Annotated in this window: 22 protein-coding genes and 1 pseudogene; 9 read left to right on the forward strand and 14 right to left on the reverse strand. The window is 64.6% G+C overall.

Annotated elements, in window-relative coordinates:
* Positions 1–95: 95 nt before the first annotated feature.
* Positions 96–1004: a DMT family transporter gene (locus I6L48_RS15290; RefSeq protein WP_216987417.1), complete on the forward strand. Its 909-nt coding sequence runs from the start codon at positions 96–98 to the stop codon at positions 1002–1004.
* A gap of 184 nt (positions 1005–1188) precedes the next feature.
* Positions 1189–2475 (forward strand): exodeoxyribonuclease VII large subunit, encoded by a 1287-nt coding sequence (xseA, locus tag I6L48_RS15295; protein ID WP_254203248.1) that lies wholly within the window; start codon positions 1189–1191, stop codon positions 2473–2475.
* Positions 2476–2531: 56 nt separating this feature from the next.
* Here xseA and hutW read toward each other — a convergent pair whose 3' ends face one another.
* The 12 genes and pseudogenes from hutW to pspA form a co-directional block, all read right to left on the reverse strand.
* Positions 2532–3887: a heme anaerobic degradation radical SAM methyltransferase ChuW/HutW gene (gene hutW, locus I6L48_RS15300; RefSeq protein WP_113070363.1), complete on the reverse strand. Its 1356-nt coding sequence runs from the start codon at positions 3885–3887 to the stop codon at positions 2532–2534.
* A 273-nt stretch (positions 3888–4160) separates the two neighbouring features.
* Positions 4161–4649 (reverse strand): OmpA family protein, encoded by a 489-nt coding sequence (locus tag I6L48_RS15305; protein WP_010674543.1) that lies wholly within the window; start codon positions 4647–4649, stop codon positions 4161–4163.
* A 33-nt stretch (positions 4650–4682) separates the two neighbouring features.
* Positions 4683–5926, reverse strand: a pseudogene (locus I6L48_RS15310) (diguanylate cyclase).
* Positions 5923–6471: a YfiR family protein gene (locus I6L48_RS15315; RefSeq protein ID WP_162726203.1), complete on the reverse strand. Its 549-nt coding sequence runs from the start codon at positions 6469–6471 to the stop codon at positions 5923–5925. Before I6L48_RS15315 ends, I6L48_RS15310 begins: the two are co-directional and overlap by 4 nt.
* Before the next feature lie 192 nt (positions 6472–6663).
* On the reverse strand, positions 6664–8211 hold the full coding sequence (gene tyrR / locus I6L48_RS15320) for a transcriptional regulator TyrR (protein WP_113070365.1): 1548 nt from the start codon (positions 8209–8211) through the stop codon (positions 6664–6666).
* Positions 8212–8353: 142 nt separating this feature from the next.
* Entirely contained in the window at positions 8354–8692 is a 339-nt protein-coding gene (locus tag I6L48_RS15325; RefSeq protein WP_010674539.1) for a 4a-hydroxytetrahydrobiopterin dehydratase, read from the reverse strand.
* Positions 8693–8733: 41 nt separating this feature from the next.
* Positions 8734–9528, reverse strand: a complete 795-nt coding sequence (gene phhA, locus I6L48_RS15330) for a phenylalanine 4-monooxygenase (RefSeq protein WP_113070366.1) — start codon at positions 9526–9528, stop codon at positions 8734–8736.
* A gap of 166 nt (positions 9529–9694) precedes the next feature.
* Entirely contained in the window at positions 9695–10738 is a 1044-nt protein-coding gene (locus I6L48_RS15335; RefSeq protein ID WP_113070367.1) for a YcjF family protein, read from the reverse strand.
* A gap of 49 nt (positions 10739–10787) precedes the next feature.
* A complete protein-coding gene (locus I6L48_RS15340) occupies positions 10788–12194 on the reverse strand; it encodes a YcjX family protein (protein ID WP_113070368.1) in 1407 nt (468 codons plus the stop codon).
* 72 nt (positions 12195–12266) lie between these two features.
* A complete protein-coding gene (gene pspC / locus I6L48_RS15345) occupies positions 12267–12671 on the reverse strand; it encodes an envelope stress response membrane protein PspC (RefSeq protein ID WP_010674535.1) in 405 nt (134 codons plus the stop codon).
* Positions 12668–12904: an envelope stress response membrane protein PspB gene (pspB, locus tag I6L48_RS15350; protein ID WP_005300084.1), complete on the reverse strand. Its 237-nt coding sequence runs from the start codon at positions 12902–12904 to the stop codon at positions 12668–12670. Before pspB ends, pspC begins: the two co-directional genes overlap by 4 nt.
* A gap of 3 nt (positions 12905–12907) precedes the next feature.
* Positions 12908–13588: a phage shock protein PspA gene (pspA, locus tag I6L48_RS15355; protein WP_216987419.1), complete on the reverse strand. Its 681-nt coding sequence runs from the start codon at positions 13586–13588 to the stop codon at positions 12908–12910.
* A gap of 196 nt (positions 13589–13784) precedes the next feature.
* Between pspA and pspF the strand changes: the two genes are divergently transcribed.
* The 6 genes from pspF to I6L48_RS15385 all read left to right on the forward strand — a co-directional run bounded on the left by pspF (position 13785) and on the right by I6L48_RS15385 (position 20513).
* The gene (gene pspF, locus I6L48_RS15360) at positions 13785–14831 is read left to right on the forward strand and encodes a phage shock protein operon transcriptional activator (protein WP_113070369.1); all 1047 of its coding nucleotides are present in this window, start codon (positions 13785–13787) and stop codon (positions 14829–14831) included.
* 136 nt (positions 14832–14967) lie between these two features.
* On the forward strand, positions 14968–16563 hold the full coding sequence (locus I6L48_RS15365) for an ABC transporter substrate-binding protein (protein ID WP_113070370.1): 1596 nt from the start codon (positions 14968–14970) through the stop codon (positions 16561–16563).
* Between the two features lie 61 nt (positions 16564–16624).
* On the forward strand, positions 16625–17584 hold the full coding sequence (locus tag I6L48_RS15370; protein ID WP_010674531.1) for an ABC transporter permease subunit: 960 nt from the start codon (positions 16625–16627) through the stop codon (positions 17582–17584).
* Positions 17585–17673: 89 nt separating this feature from the next.
* A complete protein-coding gene (locus I6L48_RS15375) occupies positions 17674–18567 on the forward strand; it encodes an ABC transporter permease subunit (RefSeq protein WP_010674530.1) in 894 nt (297 codons plus the stop codon).
* A gap of 79 nt (positions 18568–18646) precedes the next feature.
* Positions 18647–19645 carry an oligopeptide/dipeptide ABC transporter ATP-binding protein gene (locus I6L48_RS15380; RefSeq protein WP_010674529.1) on the forward strand — a complete coding sequence of 333 codons (999 nt, stop codon included), beginning with the start codon at positions 18647–18649 and terminating at the stop codon, positions 19643–19645.
* An 82-nt stretch (positions 19646–19727) separates the two neighbouring features.
* Complete coding sequence (locus I6L48_RS15385; protein WP_039039015.1) at positions 19728–20513, forward strand: ABC transporter ATP-binding protein; 786 nt, start codon at positions 19728–19730, stop codon at positions 20511–20513.
* 138 nt (positions 20514–20651) lie between these two features.
* Here the strand turns inward: I6L48_RS15385 and miaE are convergent, their stop codons facing one another.
* A complete protein-coding gene (miaE, locus tag I6L48_RS15390) occupies positions 20652–21410 on the reverse strand; it encodes a tRNA-(ms[2]io[6]A)-hydroxylase (protein WP_042016277.1) in 759 nt (252 codons plus the stop codon).
* Between the two features lie 93 nt (positions 21411–21503).
* Positions 21504–22514 (reverse strand): LacI family DNA-binding transcriptional regulator, encoded by a 1011-nt coding sequence (locus I6L48_RS15395; RefSeq protein ID WP_216987420.1) that lies wholly within the window; start codon positions 22512–22514, stop codon positions 21504–21506.
* Positions 22515–22767: 253 nt separating this feature from the next.
* Between I6L48_RS15395 and ascF the strand changes: the two genes are divergently transcribed.
* Positions 22768–24222 (forward strand): PTS cellobiose/arbutin/salicin transporter subunit IIBC, encoded by a 1455-nt coding sequence (gene ascF, locus I6L48_RS15400; RefSeq protein WP_049637160.1) that lies wholly within the window; start codon positions 22768–22770, stop codon positions 24220–24222.
* Positions 24223–24232 lie beyond the last annotated feature (10 nt).

The following is a 24232-nucleotide window of genomic DNA, read 5'->3' on the forward strand; positions in this document are numbered from 1 at the left end:
CCTGCACGGCGCCGTTGCCATCGGGGACACTTGCCCCCATGATGCAATCCCCCTTGCCATCTCGGGCAACAGGGCGGTTCATTCAGGGAGAGACGATGAGACCATCGGATTACGGGAGATTGCTCGCGCTGGCAGCCATCTGGGGTGCCAGCTTTTTGTTCATGCGCATCGCGGCGCCGGCGTTCGGCTCGGTCAACACCACCTTCTTGCGGGTCTTCTTCGCCCTCATCGGGCTGGCCGCCATGCTCCTGCTGCTGCGCACCCCCATGCAGTTTCAGGGCAAGCTCAAATCCATCATGGTGCTTGGCATCATCAACTCCGGCGTCCCCTTCCTGATGTATGCCGTGGCGGCCCTCTGGCTGCCCGCGGGGTATTCCGCCATCCTCAATGCCACCACGCCCCTGATGGGCGCCCTCATCGGCTTCTCCTTCTTTCACGAGGCGCTGACCTTGCGCAAGTGGGCCGGGGTCATGCTGGGGTTGATGGGCATCGGGCTCATCACCACCACCGGGGAGGTTGACCTGAGCGGACAACTGGCCATCGGGGTGCTGGCCTGCCTCATCGCCACCGCCTGCTATGGCTGCGCCGGCTTTCTGACGAGACGCTGGGTCACCGAGCGGGGAGGCCTGGACGCCAAACTGGTGGCCTTTGGCAGCCAGATAGGGGCCGTCCTCTTCCTGCTTCCCTTCTTCGGCTACACCCTGGCGACCGGCCCCGCCGTCGACTGGGCCCAGCCTGGGGTCTGGGCCAGCGTGCTGGCGGTCGGCTTCCTCTGCACCGCCTTCGCCTATCTGCTCTATTTCAGGCTGATCGCCGACATCGGGCCCCTGCGAAGCCTCACTGTCACCTTCCTCATTCCGCCCTTCGGCATCCTGTGGGGCTATCTGGTGCTGGGGGAAACCCTCACCGGCGGCTTCGTGTTCGGCGGCGCCGTGGTCTGCCTCGCGGTCTGGCTGGTGACCAGTCCCGCCAGAGCCGTCAAGTCGGCCAAGGCACAAGCCTAGGCTCCGCGTCATCTGCCGGGCCCATGGCTCGGCAGATGGGCGCAACTGGGGTAAGATGACCCCCATCGTTTCTCCCGCCCCGGCGGACACCACAGCAGGGCCAGCCTTGAATCACCTCGAACCCGCCAGTCAGAGCAGACAACAGCAGATCTTCACCGTCACCCGCCTCAACAGCGCCGTGCGCATGATCCTGGAGCAGGATCTGGGGCTGGTGTGGCTCACCGGCGAGCTCTCGAACCTCGCGATGCCAAGTTCCGGCCACTGGTACTTCTCCCTCAAGGACATGTCGGCCCAGGTGCGCTGCGCCATGTTCAAGGGCAACAACCGCCGGGTGCCGTTCCGTCCCCAGGATGGCATGCAGGTGCTGGTGCAGGCGCGAGTCTCCCTCTATGAACCCCGGGGCGACTACCAGCTCATCATCGAGTCCATGCAGCCCGCCGGGGATGGCATGCTGGCCCTGCGCTTCGAGGAGCTCAAGCGCCGCCTCGGGGCCGAAGGGCTCTTTGACGAAGGGCGCAAGCGCCCCTTGCCCCAGGAACCCCGCGCCGTCGGGCTGGTCACCTCCGCCACCGGCGCCGCCCTGCACGACATGCTGACCGTCTTGCGCCGCCGCGCCCCGGACTTGCCCGTTTTCATCTACCCGACCCAGGTGCAGGGGAGCGCCGCCACCGCCCAGATCGTCTCGGCCATCATGCTTGCCAATCGCCGCGCCGAGGTGGATGTGCTCATCGTCGGACGCGGCGGCGGTTCCCTTGAAGATCTCTGGTGCTTCAACGAAGAGGCGGTGGCACGGGCCATCGCAGGCTCCGCCATCCCCGTGGTGAGCGCCGTAGGACACGAGGTGGACGTCACCATCAGCGACTTTGCCGCCGACCTTCGTGCCCCCACCCCCTCTGCCGCCGCCGAGCTGGTGGCGCCTGACAGGAGCACCCGTGCCCAGCGCCTCGTGCACCTGCGCCAGCGGCTTACCCAGGCCATGAGCCGTCACCAGGTCGCCGCCCGCCATGGCTTCGTCCTGCTGCAGAAGCGGCTCGATCATCAGGATCCCAAGCGACGGCTGGAGCAGCAGTCCCAGCGCCTCGACGAGCTCGACCGCCGCTTGCAGCAGCACCTGCGTGATCGCCTGCACCAGGGGGAGCGGCGCCTCGCGGGCCTCGCCATGCGCCTGCAGGCCAGAAGCCCCGAAAAGCTGCTGGCCATCGGCAAACGTCGTCACCAGCTTGCCGAGGAGCGCCTCCATGCCCTCATCGCAAAACGCCAGGATCTCGCCCGCCACCGCCTCGCCATGCTGGGAGCCCGCCTCGACGGCATCAGCCCGCTGGCCACCCTGGGGCGCGGTTACGCCATCGTGCGCACCCCCTCCGGGGAGGTGATCCGCCGCGCATCCCAGGTCAATGCAGGCCAGACCCTGATCACCACCCTCGCAGAGGGAGCGCTGCGAGTGCGGGTGGACGAGGTCGACAACTGCTGACAAAAAGTGGGGGCTTGCACCAGGCCCCCGCCACCTTTCTGTGCTCCGATAGCCCGTTATACCCGAGCATGACCGGCCATCTTGCCCGGGTGGCCGGATGGTTTCTCGCCCCCCTTGATCCCCCCCGGTGGATTGCACCTCAGATACTCGAACAACCCGGCCTGCAAATTCACGTTCCAGAAACGCCCCGCCAGGGTGAGGGCGAGACGCTCGGCCGAGAGCCGTGCCAACCCGTGTCGCTGCCAGGCCTCAAAGAGCGGCATCAGGTGGGAGACCAGCCCCTGTGGCAATTGAGACAACGCCAGCCATCCGGTGTCGAGCCCCCCTCTCAGCAACCCGTCGAGACGGGCATCAGGATTGGGCCTCATCACCATGCCGGGAGCACGCACGCCCTTCGCCTGCGCCTCATGCCAGGGCGCCAGATCCCGGCCATACATGAGGCCGTGGCCGTGAATGTTGCCCCCCGCCCCTGCGCCGAAGGGCAGGATCTCGGCGCCCCACTTGGCCATCTGGTTGTAGCGGCTCTGCTCGGCATCGATGCGCCGCCAGTGGCTGCAGGAGAGCCGCTCCCAACCCCCCGCCTCCAGTGTCCGGGCCCCGTCGGCATACATGACTGCCCGCTGCTGGCCATCGGCGGCCCAGCCCAGGGTGCCTTTCTCGTCGGCGCGCGCCAGGTTGGTGCCCGCCATGGAGATGAGTTGATAGAGATCCACCCCGAGCACCCCGCTCGCCATCACATCCGCGATATCCTGGCGCCACACGGCCTCATCCTGCCCCGGCAGACCGAAGATGAGATCCGCCACGATCACCGCCTCGTTGTGGCGGGTCAGCGCCGCCAGCCGGGCCAGCAAGGTCTCCCTGTCATCGAAGCGGGCCGCCTGCTGGCGCACGCGGGTATCAAAACTCTGCACGCCGAACGAGAAGCGATTGAAGCCACCCGCCAGGGCCGTCTGCCACTTCTCGTCATCAAAGCCGTTGAGCCGCCCCTCCAGGGTCAGCTCCGCATCCACGGTCAGGGGAAAACGGCGGATGGCGCTGGCCAGGCGGGCGAGATCGCCCGCCGCCATGTCGGTTGGCGTGCCGCCCCCCACATAGACCGCCGAGAAAGGCCGGCTCTGGACGAGCGGCGTCTCGGCTGCCTGGCGCAGCGACCCGCAGAGTGCCTCCATGTAGCGGCTCATGCGCGTCGGATTGGCGCCGTTTTCGAAGAAGTTGCAAAAACTGCAGCGCTTGCGGCAAAACGGGATATGGATATAGAGCGCTCGGGCCTTGGCCTCGCTCTCCTGCTGCCACCATGCTTGCCAGCCGGCATCGTCCAGCATCAGGGGGGCGGCCCCTCCCCGGCTGGCATGGGCCGACGTCTTGGCGGTGAAGGCGAATTTGAGGGGATCCGGGGTACAAAACCCCGTCATGGTCGAAGAAAGCTGGAGAGTCGTCACTGGGGTTACCCTGCGTAAATAACGCAAATGATAACGAATATCAGTTGCAGGTATTTGTGCTGGATCAAGTCGGGAAGGAAGTCGTCACTCTGTCTCCATCAGGGCAACAGCGCGTCAGACAAGGAAGGCGTGAAACAACAAGGGAAGAGAGCCACTCTCCCACTGGAGAGTGGTGGCACACACAGGATCAGGCGGTTGATTCAAGGCTCCCGACGGGAGCGCCGCGCCGATACCGGCTGACGGGGGTCAGCCATTGCCGATGATGATGGCAACCCGGCGATTTTCCGCTCGTCCGGCAGCGGTCGCGTTGTCGGCGATGGGCGCCTCTTCTCCGCGGCCGCGGATATCCAGGTTCCCCTGGGGCATACCCACCGACACCAGGACATCGGCCACCGACCGTGCCCGCTTGAGGGAGAGTTGCTGGTTGTAGGCCTCATCACCGTTGGAGTCGGTATGACCGTCCACCCGTGCCCGGTTCAGTCCTACCTCAATCAGGGCCTTGCCGAGTTTCTCCACCACCTGGCGGGTCTCGGGGTTGAGGGCCCCCACATTGTTGGCGAACAGCACCTTGTTGGAGATATCCAGGGTCCATCCCTCGTCGGTCAGGTGAAAGCCCTGCTCCTTCAAGGCGGCGATCTGCTCCGCCGTGAGCCCCTGGGGAGGGCTCTGGCACGCCGCCAGCACACTCAGCAACAGTGCCACCAGGCCCGCTTTGATCGGGTTCAACATGCGCATTCTTATCATCCTTTCACTATTTCCGGTTCAACTTCACGTGCTCGTTTTTCGTGTTTCTCTCTCCTCCCTGCGTTGTCGTTTGGCTTGATACATGGCGTCGTCTGCCCATTGCAGCAGGGCATCCGCCGTCCTCCCCTGCTCGGGATAGCGGGCAGAGCCGATGCTGATCCCCACCCCGAGATGGCGACCGTCACTCAATACCACGGGGGTGTTCATGGCCTGCTGCACTCGCCCTATCACCTCGCGCACCTCGTCCTCCCCATGGATCGGGGTCAGGAGGATGACGAACTCATCTCCCCCCAGCCGGCAGACCAGATCCAGGGGCCTGAGCTGATGCTGCACCCGCCGCGCCACGGCGATCAGCACTTCGTCGCCGATGCCGTGGCCCAGGTTGTCATTGATCTGCTTGAAACGATCGCAATCCAGATAGAGCAGGGCAAAACCTTTATGCCCCTTGTTGCCTGCCAGGATGGCCTGCTCCATGCGAGCCTCGAACAGAGCGCGGTTGGGCAGACCGGTCAGGGGATCATGGGTTGCCTGATGCAGCAGGCTGGCGTTCTCCCGCTTCTGGTGGGCCTGCCAGGCTTCCAGCTCATCGAGCAGCGAATTGAAATCCTCGCCCAGCTCGTGCAGCTCGGCGATATTGGCCGCCGGCGCCCGCTCCTTGAGGGCCCGCTGGCGGCTGACGTTGTAAGCCACCTCGGTCAGGGCCTTGAGGGGTGCCGTGATGGAGCGTTGCATCCGGCGCGCCACATGGAGTGCCCCGAGAATACTGATGAGCAGGCACACCAGGGTAGCCAGCAAGGTCTGCAACAGGAATCGCAACAGGTACTGGCCGTGACCGACCAGATGCACCCTGGCTATCTCCATTTGTGCTCGCGCACCATGGGGAGCGCCACGGGCCCCGGCAGGATCAGGCGGGCCAGGTGCTGCTCCAGGGTGGTCCAGGGGGTAGTGATGTCCCGGCGCCAGCTCGCCAGCACCTGGCCGTCCGGCAGTACTATGCTGGCGCTGGCTATGTCTTCCCGGGAGGTGATGGTCTCCAGGGCATCCAGTGCCGCCTCCTTGTCATGGAAGACCACGGCCGCCTCAGTGGTGTAGCTGATGGCCCGCGCCACCAGCTTGAGGTTGTGATCCGCATAAAGGCGCAGCGCCAGCAGCGCCGTGACGGTCAGAAACAACCCGGCCATGCAGACGGCAGTCAGGGAGATCATCATGTGGGTGCGCCCCAGACTCTGTCGCAGGGTAAGCCTGGGAGTGGCGTGATGGACCGTCATCGCACCTCCTCATCGGCTCGCGCCAGCTTGAGCACGGCCGGGTGCACTCGTACGCCGCTGCGGGCCAGCGCATCCAGATTGACCCGAAAACGCACCCTCTCCTCCCCGGCCTGCAGACAGAAGACCGCATCGGCGATGCACTCGCGGCTCTGCTCGCTGATGCTGAGGATGGCGTGACCGCGCAGGCGCTCGAACAGGGAGAGGCGCTGCGCCGGTGCCAGCACCCCCAGATAGATGACATCGCAGCGCTGGATCAGCGACTCGTCGTCCATGTCGTAGTGATGGACCTCCACCGGTCGGCCATTGGCCTGCCGTTCGATGGTCAGAAGGGATGACGCATATTCCGTCGGCGCCGTGATGCAGAGCCGAAGTCTGGCGGGCTCGCTGGGCCAGCGGGTGTAACTGAGGATATCGAGCACGGTCTGGCGCACCATGTCGCTGCGCGCCTCGGCGGAGGTTGCCGCCATGGCCTGGTTTGCCAGCATCAGCATGCAGCACAGTGGCGCCAGCCACATCAGTAACCGGAGGTAACAAAACATCTGCATGGTGCCCGTGAGAGTGTCCAGGTCGGCGCCGGGGTAACCCGACGCCCATGATGAGAGTGCCTGCATGGCACCGCACCGAGCTTACCAGCCGGGTGGCCAGCCCCCAGAGGCAAGTGGCACGGTTGCGTCACCGGATGTCGCAGCCGTGCCTGCAAGGCGCTCAATGCCCCAGGCAGACACCGTCCATCGACACTACTTCTTGCCAATCCCATATTCGCGCAGCTTGTTGGCGATGGCGGTATGGGAGACACCGAGCCGCTTGGCCAGTTGGCGGGTGGAGGGGAACGCCGGGTAGAGCCGCTCCAGCAGGCGGCTCTCGAAACGCTTCACCGCCTCGTCGAGCCCCCCTTCGAACCACTCGTCGATGAGCGGCATGGCATCGGCCGCCACCGGCAAGTCCACGTGCTCGGGTCCAATCTCGTCCCCTTCCAGCAGGGTCATGGCGCGGTAGAGGCAGTTGCGCAGCTGGCGCACGTTGCCGGGCCAGCGGTAGGCGGTGAGGTACTCGGCCATGTTGCGGGCAAAGCGCGGGCGCGGGCGCTGCAGTTCGCTGGCAAAGCGCGACACGAACTGCTGGGCCAGGGCCATGATGTCCGCCTTGCGCTCGCGCAGCGGCGGCAGATTGAGGCTAAGCACATTGAGGCGGTAGTAGAGATCTTCGCGAAACTTCCCTTCATGGACCAGATCCAGCAACTGCTTCTGGGTGGTGCAGATGAAGCGCACGTTGACCCTCACCTCCTGCTCGTCACCGACCCGGCGAAACACGCCATCTTGCAGCACTCGCAGGAACTTGGTCTGCAGATGGGGGGACATGTCGCCGATCTCGTCCAGCATCAGGGTGCCGCCGCTGGCCAGCTCCAGCACCCCGCGCTTGCCCTCGGTGTTGTTGCCAAAGGCGCCGGGGGCATAGCCGAACAGCTCGCTCTCGGCCACGTTGTCCGGCATGGCCGCACAGTTGAGCGCCATGAAGGGGTGGCTGGAGCGCAGGCTGGCGCCGTGGCAGGCCCGGGCCAGCAACTCCTTGCCGGTGCCGGTCTCCCCCACGATGAGCAAGGGGGCGTCCTGCATCGCGAGCTTGGCTGCCTGGGCCAGCACCTCTTTCATCTTCTGGCTCTCGGCCTGGAGGTGCTCAAAGCCCCCCACTTCCACCGCGTGCAGGGCACTGAAGTGCATGCCGACCCGGCGGGCGGATTTGAGCACCACCACGGCGCCGGCCAGAGCCTGCTTGCCCTTCTCTTCGGCCACGAACAGCGGCATCAGATCGCCCAGGTACTCTTCGCCACCGAGGCTCAGCTTGCAGGTCTGGGGCTTGATCTCCCCCGACTCCAGCCAGCGGCCAAACGAGAAACCCTTGACCAGGGAGGCGATCGCCACGCCGCGCACCTCGTCCGGTGGCAACGCCAGGGTGGTGAGGGCGGCCTGGTTGGCCTGGGTCACCCGCCCCTTGCTGTCGAGGGAGAAGACCAGGTCCGGCAGTGCCTTGAGCAGGGCCTCTATCTCGTGGTGTTCCCGCTCGGAGGGCATGTAGGGGATGGTCTTGACGTCATAGACGCCGGGAATGCGGCGAATTTCCGGCATCAGATGCTGAAAGTCACGGAACTCCAGCTCGGGGAAATTGAGATAGATGATGCCTGAGGTATCGATTTCGATGCCGCGCAGATCGATGTTGTGCTCCACCAGTCGGTCGAGCAATTCCCGGGTCAGGCCCAGACGGTCTTCACAGCTGACTTCAAGACGCATTCGGCACACACTTCCTAGCTAACATTCTGAATAACGGGATAATACAGACTCGATCCCGCCAGTGCGAGCGCTCCCCCACAAAAATGCGGGCCTGCCCCGCTTTCACCGGGCAGGCCCTGTCTGCGCTGGCGCCAGACGGCGGTTACTTCATCAGTCCGTCGGTGCGGGCTGCCATGATGAAGTCGTTGCGATGCAAGCCGCCTATCTTGTGGGTCCACCAGCTCACGGTCACCTTGCCCCATTCGAGCAAGATCGCCGGATGATGGAACTCCGCCTCCGCCAGTTCTCCGAGGCGGTTGGTGAACGCCAGCCCCTCCTTGAAGTTGCGAAACACAAATTCACGACGCAGTTGCAGCTCGCCGTTCACCACCAGGGGCTGCCAGTCGGGGATGAGGTGCATCAGCTCCCCCAGCTCCTGATCGCTCACCCTGGGGGCATCGGCGCGGCACGCCTCGCATCGTTGACTCGCCAGTTCAGTCATTCGGGACTCCTTTCATGAAACATCGTGGGAATGAATTCGGGTTAGCTCGCCTGCTTGCCGGCAACGGGGGCAAAGCGGGGTGGACGCAAGCCAAGACGACGGGCCTCGGCCACGGCCGCCATGATCCCCTGCCCCTCCAGACCATAGAGGGTATCGAGACGAGGCAGCACGAAATAGGTCGGCTGCATGATGTCGATGCGATAGGGGGTACGCAGGATCTCCAGCAGATCGAAGGGTTGCAGCTCGGGCTTGCCCGAGAGGGCATAGGCGGTCTCACCGATGGAGGAGAGAATGCCGCCGCCGTAGATGCGCAGCCCCTCCTCCCCCTGCAGGAGACCGAACTCCACCGTGAACCAGTAGAGCCGCGCCAGATAGACCCGATCCTCCTTGCTGGCATGGCGTCCGAGCCGACCATACAGGTGGGTGAAGTGGGCAAAGGCCGGGTTGGTCAGCATGGCGCAGTGGCCGAAGATCTCGTGGAAGATGTCGGGCTCTTGCAGGTAGTCGAGCTCGTCCCGGCGGCGAATGAAGGTGGCGACGGGAAAACGGCGATCAGCGAGCAGCGCGAAGAAATGATCAAAGGAGATGAGTGCCGGCACCGCCGCCACCGACCAGCCGGTGGCGGGCATCAGGGCAGCGTTGATCTCGCCTAGCTGGGGGATGCGGTCCAGAGGCAGGTCGAGGCGTGCCAACCCGGCCTGGTATTCGTCGCAGGCCTTGCCATCGAGCGCCGCAAGCTGGCGTGCAATCAGGATCCGCCAGGTGCCGTGCTCCTCGTCCGTGTAGTGGATCCTGCCCTGCCCATCCGGTTGGCGGGCCGTGTAGAGACTTGCCATGAGTGATCCCATCCTTCGGGTGCCAGCCGCCATCCGGGCGGTCACTGGTCGTTGAGTCATGGGATCACTGTAACGGTTTGCCCCTCAAAAAAGCAGCCGACCCCGGGGTCGGCTGCTTTTGACAATTGTAAATTATTTGTGACATCCCTATCGAATCCCAACCACCTCACGACTTGTTGAGATAACCCGCCAACTGGCCGATCAGCCGCTTGCGCAGCTCCCCCAGTTTCGGCTTCTCGTCGGCACACCAGGGGAGCGGACGACAGGCTTCCATGGTACGCATCCCGAGGCGCGCGGTGAGCAACCCGGCCCCGACCCCTTGGGCGGCGCGGGCGGAGAGCTTGGCGGTCAGCTCGGCCCCCAGCAGATCCATCCCTACCTCGGTCACCAGCTCGGTGGCCCCCGCATAGAGCATGTTGCGAAACACCTGGCGAATGAGGCGGATGCGGCTCCAGTAGCCGAGCTCGATGGCATAGACATCGGCGATGTCCTCGATCATCCGCAGGTTGCGCCAGAGCATCAGCATCATGTCGACGGTGGCGAGCGGGCTCAGGGCCACCAGCACGGCGGCCTCCCCCGACCATTTGGCGACGCGGGCCTGGGCCAGCTTGTCCCGCTCGGTGAGCACCAGCTGGCTGTAGAGGGTCAGCACTTCCCGATCGCTGTGGCTCTCGTCAAGCTGGGATAACCAGGTGCGATACCCTTCCCGCCCCTTGTCACCGCTCTTCTCGGCCAGGGTCTCGCAGAAGGCCTGCCCCTGACCCACCCCCTGATGGGCCAGCAGATCCTCGGCTCTTGAGCGCACATCCTGGCGCCGCTTCAAAGTGCGCAGCCGCAGCCATTCGCGCCCCGCCACCCCGGCGGTACCCACCGCCACCAGGCCGGAGGCGAGCAGCCAGGCGCCGCCCCAGAAGGGGGAGGCGGCAAACTGATCCACCAGAAAAGCGCCAAACTGGCCAAGGGACAGCAGCCCCACCCCGCCCAGCCCCCAGGCCAGCAGACGATGACGGCGCCGAGGCCTGACGTTAAGCGCGGGTTCCACCTCGGTGAGCTCGTCCAGCGCGTCCAGAGGCTCGAAGCTCTCCTCTTCCAGCCGCCGGGCCGGGGCGGGTGGCTGCGCTTCGCTTGCCACCGAGGGCGCGGGCTCCAGCGTCACCTTGCCTTGCAGGGGAGCGGCGTCATCGGTGCGCCATCTTGTCTGATCGTTCATCGCATTCTCTCCTGTGGGCGCCCCTCGAGCACAGCGGGCCACCCACCCGTTATTCGAGGTGATCCCCGAGCAGGAACTCCAGCGCCGCATCGAGCCGGATATGGGGGAGCGCCTGATGGGCGCTCATGGGCAACGGGCGAAAGGCCTGAAAATCAAACCCTTGAGTTTTCCACCACTGCGCAGGCGGGATCTGGGCAGGCACCTCCCCCGGGAAGAGCAGCAAGGGCTCGCCCGAGAGGGTGGTACCGCGAATGGCGGGAAATTCCCGTCCGTCTGCCACCCCCTTGCCCACCTCGGTGGCCTTGATGGCGGCCAGCGCCAGGCATTCTGTCTCTATCCCCTCGAAGCGGGCCTGACCCCGGCCACGGCTCACCAGGTGCTGCAGGAGCGACACCAGAGGCCCGTGCTGCTCCGGCGTGACGTGATCGGCCTTGCTCGCCACAAACAGCAGCTTGTCGATGCGCGGGGAGAAGAGGCGGCGCCACCAGTTGCTCTTGCCGTAGGCGAAGCTTTCCATGATGCGGGCGATGGCCTGCTGCATGTCACCAAAGCTCGCGGCACCGGCATTGAGGGGCGCCAGGCAGTCCACCAGCACGATCTGGCGATCAAAGCCTGCAAAGTGCTGCTCATAGAAGCCCTGTACCAGATGCTGCTTGTACTGCTCGAAGCGCTGCTTGAAGGTGGCGTAGAGGGTGCCGTCTTCGGGGGAGTGTGTGGGCATCTCCCACACCCAGGGCACGAATTGCAGCAGCGGCGCACCGGCATACTCGCCGGGCAACACGAAACGCCCGGGCTGGATGAGGTGAAGCCCGAGCGCCTGCTTGCAGGCGTGCAGATAATCGGTGTAGCGGGCGGCCAGTTCGCTGGCGGCCCGCTCCTCGAAGGCTTGATCCGCCTGCCAGAGCGGCGTCAGCCAGCCTGCCGCCAGGGCTTGCAGCTCGGGACGACGCAGTTGCTCCCGCACCTGCTCGCTCCACTGCTCGTAGTTCAGATCCAGCAGCGGCAAATCCAGCAGCCACTCCCCGGGATAATCCACCAGATCCACATAGAGGGTGGAGATCTCCCCCAGGTGCCGACGCAGCGGATGGCGGGTGCGATAACGGATCTCGAGGCGTACCTCGGCCACCCCCCGGGTCGGCGCGGGCCAGGCGGGCGGATCGCCAAACAGGGCATCGAGGCCCCGTTCGTAGGGGAAGGTGGGAATGTGGGCGTTTTGCTGGGGCACCCGGCGAGCACCGAGGATGCGTCCCTGGCGCTGGGCGTCCCAGAGTGGCAGACGACCGTCAATGGCCGCGTGCTCCAGTTGATTGACCAGCGCCGTGATAAACGCGGTCTTGCCGCTGCGAGAGAGGCCGGTGACCGCCAGCCGGATGTGGCGATCCCGGGCCCGGTTCACCGCGTCAACGGCCTTGTGCTGGAGCACCGACCAGGAGTGTTCGAGTTTGTTGCGTATCAAGGCGGGTCTTCTTCTCCTTGTGATCACATCAGAGAGACGGCCGCGAGGCGGTATCCTCGCGGCTCGGCACGATTAGAGCTTGCTGAACTCCCGTTGCAGGGTGAATTCCTTGGAGGTCACCAGCTTCTCGATGCGCTGCACCCTGGGCTCCAGTGCATCCAGCTCCTGGCCGATGCGGGCAAGGGCCTGATGAGGTGTGACGCCAGCCTGCCAGCTGCGCGCCTTCATCCGCACCTCGGCGAACTCGGCATCTTCCTGGGAGTAGAGGGTGACCGGCTTCTTGTCGAGCAGGAACCAGGCAGCAATATAGGCGGTGAAGGTGATGAAACCGGCGAAGATGAGACCACTGATGGCCAGCAGCCGCACGATCCAGGTCTCCACCCCGAAGTACTCTGCCAGACCGGCACAGACCCCGGCAATCTTGCCTCGCTGGGGATCCCGGTACAGGTTGCGCCCTTCACGACTGACACTGTTCATACCTTGTTCCTCCAACCGGGGACTTCCGCATCCAGAATCGACTCCAGGGCACCGACCCGTTCCTGCATCTTCTCGGCACGCACCAGCAAGCCCTGCAGCTGTTCACGCTCACCATCGGCAAGACCGGCGCCAATGCGTCCCTTGGCGCGGTAGTGCAGCACCAGCCAGATGGGGGCCACCACCACCATGAAGACCACCATGGGAACCATCAATACACCCAGCAGATCTTCCATCTGTTACTCTCCCTGTTTCGGTGCCGGATTGTGCTGGCCCAGCTTCTGGCGCATGGCTTCCAGCTCGCGGCTGATCTGGTCGTCCGCTTCCAGCTCGGCAAACTGCTGGGCGAGCGCCTTGTCGGACTGCCCCAGATCGGCGCGGGCTTCCATCTCGTCGATGCGGCGCTCCATGCGCTCGAACTTGCTCACCACGGCCTGACTGTCGCCACGGGCCACCTGGGTTTGCACATTGAGACGGCTGCTGGCGGCTTCGCTGCGAATGGCCATCGCCTTCTGGCGGGCACGGGCGTCTTCCAGCTTGGCTTCCAGCTGACGGATCTCCTCCCCCAGCTTCTCGATGCCGCTGTCCACCGCCTGCTGTTCACGAGCCAGGGCGTCGGCAAGCTCCGCCTGCTTGCTCTTCTCGATGAGGGCGGCACGGGCCAGATCTTCGCGCCCTTTGGTCAGGGCCAGCTCGGCCTTGCCCTGCCACTCGGCGACCCGCTCCTGATGGCGGCTCACCTGACGGCCGATCTCTTTTTGATTCGCGAGGAAGCGGGCCAGGTTGGAGCGCTCCTTCACCAGTTCATCTTCCATCTCCTGGATGATCAGACGCACCATCTTCTGGGGATCTTCCGCCTTGTCGAGCAGGGCCGTCAGATTGGAATTGATGATGTCGGCCAGGCGAGAAAAAATGCTCATGATTGTACTCCTGTGATAGGCATCGGGTTGTGTCTCCATTGACAATGGCAACTTGTGTGCCAATCTGGAACAATATTTAACTTGTTGATTTATATGGGCACTCAGAATGCAGTTCAAGTCCCGGGGAAACAAGTGATGATTAAAATAACCAACTTTTGGTAAGATTAACCAGATTTTTCAACTCACAGGGGCAGGGATGACCACGGCCACGGAAAGTCTGTTGGGTGAATCCAACGCATTTCTAGAAATCATCGAGCAGGCATCGCGCCTCGCGCCGCTGCGCAAGCCCGTACTCATCATCGGCGAGCGGGGGACCGGCAAGGAGCTCATCGCCCACCGCCTACATTATCTCTCGGATCGCTGGGATCAAAGCTTTGTCACCATCAACTGCGCCACCTTGAGCGAGAGCCTGCTGGAGACCGAGCTGTTTGGCCACGAGGCGGGCTCCTTCACTGGCGCCGCCAAGCGTCATCAGGGGCGCTTCGAGCGGGCCGACGGCGGCACCCTCTTCCTCGACGAGCTGGCCACCACCAGCGCCCGGGTGCAGGAAAAACTGCTGCGGGTCATCGAGTACGGGGAGTTCGAGCGGGTGGGCGGAGCCAAGCCTCTCAAGGTGGATGTGCGGCTGGTGTGCGCCACCAACGAGGATCTGCCTGCACTGGCACAGAAAGGACAGTTTCGTCACGACCTGCTGGACCGGCTCGCCTTTGATGTCATCACCCTGCCCCCCCTGCGGGAGCGGCGCGAGGACATCCTGATGCTGGCGGAGCACTTCGCCCACGGCATGACCCGGGAGCTGGGGTATCCGCTCTTTGCCGGCTTCTCGCGCAAGGCGACCCAGCTGCTGCAAGATTACCCCTGGCCGGGCAACGTGCGGGAGCTCAAGAACGTGGTGGAGCGCAGCCTCTATCGCCAGGGCAACCCCCAGTTGCCGCTGGCGGATCTGGTGCTCAATCCCTTTGACTCCCCCTGGCGCCCCCGTGCCCGAGGTGACGCCGCCCCTTCCACGGACGCGCCGACCTCGGCAGAGACGGCCCCGACCCCGACCCTGCCGCTGGATCTCAAAGGGGCGGTGGCGGAGTACGAGATTAATTTACTCAAGCAAGCGATGCAGCAATCCCAGTATAATCAGCGCAAAGCAGCCCAGTTGCTGGCCCTGAGCTATCACCAGTTCCGGGGGATGCTGCGCAAATATCAATTGCTGGACGGGGATGACGACAGTGGCAACCAGGAGGCGGGCTGATGCCTGGCACCGGGTCTGTGCGCGCGGATAACGCGGCGCACGTCACCCCTGACGGGAGCGCCTGCCCGGCCGCCCCCCGCAACGCGCCCGCCCCCTGGCGGGCAACTTTGTCTGAAAACATGGTTCCAACATGAGAATGCTCACCCCCCTGCTGCTTGGTCTTCTGGTCCTGGTCAGCGGCTGTCAGAAACGCGATGAAGCCTCCAAAACCGGGCTCATCTATTGTGCCGAAGGGGCACCCCGAACCTTCAACCCGCAGCTTGCCAATTCGGATGCGACCCTGGATGCCAGTGCACGTCCCATCTACGATCGCCTGCTCGAGGTCAATGCCAACACCCTCGGCATCGAAGGGGGGCTCGCCACCCGCTGGCAAAGCAGCGAGGACGGCCTCTCCTATACCCTGACCCTGCGCAAGGGAGTGACCTTCCACCGAACCCCCTGGTTCAGCCCGACCCGTCACTTCAATGCCGACGACGTCCTGTTCACCTGGCAGCGTCTGCTGGACGAACACCACCCCTTCCACGCCGTCTCCGGCGGCGAGTACCCCTATTTTTACAGCCTGGGGCTCGGCAACCTCATCAAGCGGGTCTACAAGAAGGGGCCCTATGAGGTGGTGTTCGAGCTGAACCGCCCCGATGCCTCCTTCCTCGCCACCCTGGCCAGCGACTACGCCATCGTGCTCTCCGCCGAGTACGGGGAGCAGATGCTAAAGGCCGGCACCCCGGCGCTGCTGGACAGCCGCCCCATCGGCACCGGCCCCTTCAGCTTCAAGGAGTATCGCCACAACGAGTTCGTGCGCTACCTGCGTCACCCCGGCTACTGGGGCGGCGAGGCCAGAATGGAGCAGCTCATCTACGACATCACGCCCAAGTCCTCCAAGCGCCTGGCCAAGCTGCTGACCGGCGAGTGCGACGTGATGAGCACCCCCTCTGCCAGCCAGCTGTCGGTGATAGACAAAGACTCCCTCCTGGATCTGTCGGTGCAGTCGGGGATGAACGTCGCCTTCCTCGCCCTCAATACCCGCAAGGCCCCTTTCAACAAGGTGCAGGTGCGCCAGGCCCTCGCCAGCGCCATCAATGTGCAGAATCTGCTGCAGGCGGTCTATTTCGAGACCGGCCAGAGCGCCGCCAGCCTGCTGCCGCCCCTCTCCTGGGGTTACAACCCCTCCCTGCCCCAGCGCAAGCCGGATCTCACGCTCGCTCGCCAGTTGCTCAAGGACGCGGGCTACCCCAACGGCTTCGAGATGCAGGTGCTGGTGCAACCCGGCGCCCGTCCCTACAACCCGGACGGCCTCAAGACGGCGCAACTGATGCGCAGCGATTTCGCCAAGATTGGGGTGAGCCTCAAGATAGTGCAGCAGGCCTGGCCGGTCATCGAGACCCGGCTCGCCCATGGACAATATGACAGCCTGCTCTCGGGCTGGATCGCCGACAACGCGGATCCGGACAACTTCTTCCGCCAGTTGCTGAGCTGCGCCGCCGTCGAGCGGGGCAACAACTACAGCCGCTGGTGCAGCCCGGCGTTTGATCAGCTGCTGGACGATGCGGTGACCACCCCGCAGCTCGCCTTCCGCCTGCGCAACTATTACTATGCCCAGTCCCTGCTCAACGAGCAGTTGCCGCTCATTCCCCTGGCCCATGCCCTGAGAACCCAGGTGAGTCGCAGCGACATTCAGGGACTGACCCTGATGCCCTTTGGCGGCACCACCTTCAACCAGGCCCATCGGGAGTGACCATGACAGAGAACCACTCCATCGTCGGGCCATCGGCGCACCGTCCCCAGGAGGCATAAGCATGTTTTTCTATATCCTGCGCCGCATCACCCTGCTGGTGATCACCCTCCTGGTGCTGACTCTGGGGGCCTACCTCCTGGAGTTTCGCCTCATCACCCAGGTGCTGGATTTCTGGCACGGCTATCCTGACTTCCTCCAGCGCATCGCCGCCGGGGATTTCGGGCTCTCCAGCGTCTCCGGCCAGCCGGTCCTCGACGAGATCCGTCACTACTTCCCGGCGACCCTGACCCTCTGCCTCGCCGCCTTCGCCATCTCGCTGCTGGTGGGCATCCCCTTGGGCACCCTCGCGGCCCTCTATCAGGGGCGCAGCCCGGACCTCTCCATCATGGCCGCCGGCCTCGTCGGCTATGCCATCCCGGTCTTCTGGCTGGGGCTGCTGATGGTGATGTTCTTCTCTCTGGATCTTGGCTGGCTCCCCTCCTCCGGCCAGATCAGCCTGCTCTACGACGTGCCCTCCATCACCGGGATCGCCATCGTCGATGTGTTGATGAGCCAGGAGCCCTGGCGGGAGGCGGCCCTGCACGATGCCCTGCGCCATCTGGTACTGCCTTCCCTGGTGCTGGCCGTGGTGCCCACCACCGAGGTGATCCGCCACGTGCGCAGCTCCCTCATCGACGTGATGAAACAGAACTACATCAAGGCCGCCGCCAGCCGCGGACTCTCCCGCCGCCAGATCGTCTGGCGTCACGGGCTCAAGAACGCCCTGCCCCCGGTGTTGCCGCTGCTGGGGCTGCAACTTGGCAGCGTGCTCACCTCCGCCATGATCACCGAGGTGGTGTTCGACTGGCCCGGCATCGGCCGCTGGCTGGTGAGCAGCATCGCGCTGCAGGACTACGCCGCCATCCGCGGCGCCTTCCTGGTGGTGGCGAGCTTCGTCATCTTCATCAGCGTCAGCACCGATCTGCTGACCACCATCATGTATCCGGCACGGCGTAAAGAACTCTATGCAAGACAAGATTGATTGCGGTCTGTGGATGAACCACGGCGGCCCATGGGCCACCGGTGCACAGACGTGCCCATCCCCTTGCGACCAGCACGGGAGCCTGCATCATGCACGATAAATCGAACATCTATCCGGAGCTCAAGATCCTCTCCCCCCTGGAGCAGACCTGGGCCTCCTACCGGCGCAACCCGCTGGCCATGGCGGGGCTCTGGTGCTTCGGGCTGCTGCTGCTGGTGACCCTCATCGGTCCCCTGGTGATCCCCTACGGCATCGACGATCAGCACAGCAACCACCTGTTGCTCGCCCCCTCCTGGGCCAACAGCGGCAACATCGATTACTTCCTGGGGACCGACGATCTGGGGCGCGACATCCTCTCCCGTCTGGTGGCCGGGGCCAGGCTCACCTTCGGCAACGCCCTGCTGGTGGTGCTCATCGCGCTGGTCATCGGCTCGGCCATCGGCATCCTCGGCGGCATGAGCAAGGGGGTGAAGTCGAGCGTGCTCCATCACCTGCTCGATACCCTGCTCTCCATCCCGTCCCTGCTGCTGGCCATCATCGTCGTGGCCATCCTGGGGCCGGGTCTGTTCAACACCCTGATCGCCATCACGCTCGCGTTGATACCGCCTTTCATCCGGGCGACCTACAACGCGGTCCACGCCGAGATGCAGAAGGAGTACATCATCGCCAGCCGCCTCGACGGCTCTCCGCCCCAGCGGATCATGCGTCTGGCCATCTTGCCGAACATCGTCGAGACCCTGGTGACCCAGACCACCCGCACCCTCTCCGCCGCCATCCTGGACATCTCTGCGGTAGGCTTCCTCGGTCTCGGGGCCCAGTCTCCCCAGCCGGAGTGGGGTGCCATGCTGGCCGATTCGAGCGATCTTATCTATCTGGCCCCCTGGACGGTGACCCTGCCCGGGATGGCCATCCTGTTCAGCGTGCTGGTGACCAACCTGGTGGGCGAAGGCATTCGCGAAGCACTCAAAGAGGGGAACGACTGATGTTGCCAGCCTTGTTATCTATCCCCGCCCCCGGACGCCCTGAGCAACCCGGCTGCGCCCTGAACGGGAGACATTGCTGATGCCCCTGCTCGACATACGCAACCTCACCATCGAAATCGACACCCCCCAGGGCAAGGTCAAGGCGGTGGACAGAGTCAGCCTGACCCTGAACGAGGGGGAAATCCGCGGGCTGGTGGGGGAATCCGGCTCGGGCAAGAGCCTGGTGGCCAAGGTGATCGTCGGCATCCAGAAGGACAACTGGACGGTGCGCGCCGACCGGATGCGCTTCAACGACATGGACCTGCTGACCATGGCGCCCAAGGAACGACGCCGCATCATGGGGCGGGAGATAGCGATGATCTTCCAGGACCCCATCAGCTGCCTCGACCCCTCCGAGGAGATAGGCACCCAGCTCGAGGAGGCCATCCCCACCAGCGCCTTCACCGGCAAGTTCTGGCAGCGCTTCCAGTGGCGCAAGAAGCGGGCCATCGCCCTGCTGCACCGGGTCGGGGTCAAGGATCACCGCAAGGTGATGCGGGCCTATCCACACGAGCTGTCGGACGGCATGTGCCAGAAGGTGATGATCGCCATGGCCATCGCCAACCAGCCGCGCCTGCTGGTGGCGGACGAGCCCACCAGCGCCATGGAGTCCACCACCCACTCCCAGATCCTGCGGTTGCTGGACAAGATGAACAAGCTGGGCAATACCACCATCCTCATCATCAGCAACGACATCGCCGCCATCGCGAACCTGACCGACACCCTCAACATCATGTATTGCGGCCAGATGGTGGAAGTGGGGACCCGGGACCAGATCCTGGAATCCCCTCACCACCCCTATACGGATGCCCTGCTCAAATCCATCCCGGACTTTGACAAACTGGTGCGCCACAAGTCCCGGCTCGAGACCCTGCCCGGGGTGATACCGCCGCTGCAGCATCTGCCCATCGGCTGCCGCCTCGGCCCACGCTGCCCCTACGCCCAGAAGCAGTGCGTGCAGACGCCGCTGATGAGCAAGGTCAAGGGGCATCAGTTCAGTTGCCACTTCCCGCTCAACATGGAAGAACCGAAGAAATGAACCGGCACCAGACCCTGATCCGGGGCACCTGCCCGCCCCGTCAGCCCCTCTATCCGGCGAGCACACCCAAGGAGACCACGTCGTGACCGAACCTTCCCTGTTGCAGGTCAGGGGCCTGTGCAAGACCTACCAGAACCGCACCGGCCTGTTCAGGCGCCGCGCGGTGGAGGCGATAAAGCCCCTCTCGTTCGATCTCGAAGTGGGCCAGACCCTGGCCATCGTCGGGGAGGCGGGCTCGGGCAAGAGCACCCTGGCCCGCATTCTGGCGGGCATGATTGAACCGAGCGGCGGGGAGATCGCCATCGAGGGGCAACCCATGGTCCACGGCGATTACCAGACACGCTGCAAGCTGCTGCGGATGATCTTCCAGGACCCCAACACCTCCCTTAACCGGAAAATCCGGGTCGGCCAGATCCTGGAGACCCCCCTTCGCCTCAACACGGCCCTGAGCGAGGAGGAGCGCCGGGAGAAGGTGATCCAGACCCTGCGCATGGTGGGCATGCTGCCCGACCACGCCCTCTTCTATCCCCAGATGCTCTCCGCCGGCCAGCAGCAGCGGGTGGGGCTGGCACGGGCGCTCATCCTCAATCCCAAGATAGTGGTGGCGGACGAGGCGCTCTCGACCCTGGATATTTCGGTACGCTCCCAGATCATCAACCTGCTGCTGGAGATGCAGGAGACCATGGGGCTGAGCTATGTGCTGGTGGCCAACGATCTGGGGATCGTGAGCCACATCAGCGACGAGGTGCTGGTGATGCACGAAGGGCGTGTGGTGGAGCGCGGCAAGACCTTGCGGGTCTTCGCCGACCCCCAGCACGACGTCACCCGCCGCCTCATTCAGAACTACAACAACGAATACCGCCGCTGATCCCGCGGCGCGTTTCCCCTTGTGCCAGACATAAAAAAACCCGGCCTGATGTCTCATCAGTCGCCGGGGGATTGCGCTCAAAAAGTGATTGCGTCGCTCGTAGTAGGAACAGGGGAATGGTAGGCAGCCCCCGTCACCTCAACAACTGTCAGATCTGACAGGCAGTCCGCTATGGAACCGGAATTGCGGATCCGGCGAACAGATGAGCTCGGCCTCCAGGCGACCGAAGAAGGCCACCCGCTCGCTGATGTCTTCGTCTGCGAACGTCTGTGCCAGGGCCAGGTAGTCCTGATAGTGACGCGCCTCCGAGCGCAGCAGGGAGACATAGAAGCGGCCAAGCTCCTCGTCCAGATGAGGGGCCAGCCTGGCAAAACGCTCGCAGGATCGCGCTTCGATATAGGCACCGATGATCATCTTGTCCACCACGGCCGCCGGCTCGTAGGTGCGCACATGGGTCAGCAGGCTGCGGGCATAGCGGGAGGCGGTGACGGGACCATAGGGGATGCCCCGTGCGGCCATGATCTCCAGCACCTGCTCGAAGTGGTGCAGCTCCTCCTGGATGAGGCGCACCATGGGGAACAGCAGGGGATTGCGCTCCAGCTCCGCAAACACGCTCCTGTCTGATTCGCCCATGGTGCGCTTGCCGAGGATCTCCGCCTTCTCCGGCAAGGCATCGAGCTCCCGGTAGAAGGTCAGCTTGGGCAGCAGGTGACGCTTCTCCTTGGGCAGGCAGTAGCGGCGCACCAGGCTGTGGGCGGTGAGTGCCGCCTTGTTCTCGCAGTTGGCGTGATCGATAAGCAGGGTCGGCAACTGGGCGGGATCCCGCGCCATTTCCACCCACTCATCCGGGGTCTCGCAATGCAGGAACTGGCGAACGGGGGCTAACAGGTCATCCATCTGAACTCTCATCTGTTGATACGACACGCGGCGCCTGGCGCCGGGGGGCCTATGCTAACGGATCCCGCCCGGCCTGCCCACCGCCATCATGGCTCAGCCCGTCAGACGCCTGAGGGAGTCGCGGCGGATCAGGGTGCCGCTGAAGGCGGGCAGTGCGTCCCGGCTCCCCTCCTCCACCATGGTGATCAGGCGGTTGATGGTCTCCTGGATCATCCCGTTCACCGGCATCTTGACGCTCGACAGCGCGGGAATGACGTAAGGGGCCAGGGGGATGTCGTCAAACCCCACCACCGAGACCTCGTCAGGCACCATCACACCGGCTTCGTGCAGCCGTTTGATGGCCCCGATCGCCATGTCATCGTTGCTGGCCACCAGGGCGCTGAAGCGAGCGCCTCGCGCCAGCAAGGTCGAGACGGCGGCCGCGCCACAGGCGGGGGTCCATTTGCCGGGGGCGATCAAGGTCTCCAGCACGGGGATGCCGTGCCGGATCAGCGCCTGCCGGTAGCCAGCCAGGCGCTCGGCGCCGGTGGGGGAATCCGCAGAGCCTGCGATGAAGGCGATCTCCCTGTGCCCCATGGCCACCAGCTTGTCCACCACCGCCTCCGCCGCCGCCTGCTGATCCGCATAGACGCAGTGGGCCGGATGGCGGCTCAGACGCCGGTTGAGCACCATGATGGGCTGCTCATGCTGCTCGATGATCTCGTCCATCTCCTCCACCCCAAGAAAACGTGGATAGATGATGACGCCATCGCAACGGGAATCGAGCAGATACTGGATGGCCTGGCGCTCCTCGTCGGCGCTGTGCTTGCCGTCCGCCAGTATGAGCTGGCGCCCGCGATCCTCGGTCATCCGCGCCACCTGGGAGAGCAGCTCGCCGAAGTAGACGCCGTGGTAGAAGGTGTTGGTGACCACCAGTCCCAGGGTCCGGGTATGCCTGGTCGCCAGCTGCCTCGCCACCAGGTTGGGGCGATAGCCGCACTCCTCGATGGCCTGCTGCACCCGGTCCCGGGTCTCCTGGCTGGTGTAACCGTTGCCCGACAACACCCGGGAGACCGTCGCCTTCGACACCCCTGCCCGCCTTGCCACCTCCAGCATCGTCGTCATTGTGTTCTCCCTTGCTCGTAACGGGGCGCAGTGTACTGCACCGCCCCCGGCTTGTCGTCGCACGAATGGTGTGCTGGCCCGGGTTCAGTGATCCCATTCACGGATCCGGACGCTCGCTGCACAAGGTGCTTGTCTCCCGCGCTCAGGCCGCGCACCCTATGTGGAACCGGTTCCACATTCAGTTTCATGCGCGTTCCCGCCCTTCGCGGCGGCGGGGGCGAGCAGGCCCACTTGGTGAAAAGGATCTACCTCGATGTCAAAAAACTATGCGGCTCTGGCCGGTACCGTCATCACCGCACTCGGCGGCGCCGACAACGTCGTCGCCGTGACCCACTGCATGACGCGGCTGCGCTTTGTGCTCGGCGATCCCGCCCGGGTCAATGGCCCTGCCCTCAAGGCCATCACGGGCGTGCTCGGGGTGGTGCAGGCGGACAACCAGTGTCAGGTGATCATCGGCAACACCGTCTCCCACGCCTATCGCGAGGTGCTGGCCCTGCTGCCCCAGGGCGGCGGGCAGACTCCGCTTCCGGAGGCTTCCGCTGGCTGGAGCCTGCGCCGCATGGGCGCTGCCATCCTCGACGCCCTGATTGGCACCATGTCCCCCCTCATCCCGGCCATCATCGGCGGCTCCATGCTCAAGCTGCTGGCCATGGTGCTGGAGATGACCGGCGTGCTGGAGAAAGGCTCCTCGACCCTCACCATCCTCACGGTAGCCGGGGATGGGGCCTTCTTCTTCCTGCCCCTGATGGTGGCCGCCTCCGCCGCCGTCAAGTTCAAGACCAACATGTCCCTAGCCATCGCCATCGCAGGCGTGCTGGTGCACCCCAGCTTCATCGAGCTGATGGCCAGAGCCGCCGAAGGGGAGCAGGTGACCTTCGCCCTGGTCCCGGTGACCGCGGTCAAATACACCTACACCGTCATTCCGGCGCTGGTGATGACCTGGTGCCTCTCCTACATCGAAGGCTGGGTCGACCGCATCACCCCGGCGGTCACCAAGAACTTCCTCAAACCCATGCTGATCGTGCTGATCGCGGCGCCGCTGGCCATCCTCTTCATCGGCCCCGTCGGCATCTGGATTGGCACCGCCATCTCCGGCCTGGTCTACACGGTCCACGACTACCTGGGCTGGCTGTCGGTGGCCATCATGGGGGCGCTCTGGCCCCTGCTGGTGATGACCGGCATGCACCGCGTCTTCACCCCGACCATCATCCAGACCATCGCCGAGACCGGCAAGGAAGGCATGGTGATGCCATCCGAAATCGGCGCCAATCTCTCTCTTGGCGGCTCGTCCCTGGCGGTGGCCTGGCGCACCCGAAACCCGGAACTGCGCCAGACGGCGCTCGCGGCGGCCGCCTCCGCCATCATGGCGGGGATCTCCGAACCCGCGCTCTACGGTGTGGCCCTGCGCCTCAAGCGTCCGCTCATCGCGAGCCTCATCAGCGGCTTTGTCTGCGGTGCCGTCGCCGGCATGGCGGGGCTCGCCAGCCACTCCATGGCCGCCCCCGGGCTCTTTACCAGCGTGCAGTTCTTCGATCCGGCCAACCCCATGACCATCGCCTGGGTGTTCGGCGTGATGGCCCTCTCGGTGGTGCTCTCCTTCGTGCTGACCCTGGTGATGGGGTTCGAGGACATCCCGGTCGAGAGCCCGGCCCCCCGCGCCGAGCCCGTGCAACCCGTCGCCACCAGCCAGGCGCAGGCCGGGCTGTGACACCCCATTC

It is taken from the genome of Aeromonas sp. FDAARGOS 1418 (genome assembly GCF_019048585.1).
GTDB lineage: Bacteria > Pseudomonadota > Gammaproteobacteria > Enterobacterales > Aeromonadaceae > Aeromonas > Aeromonas caviae.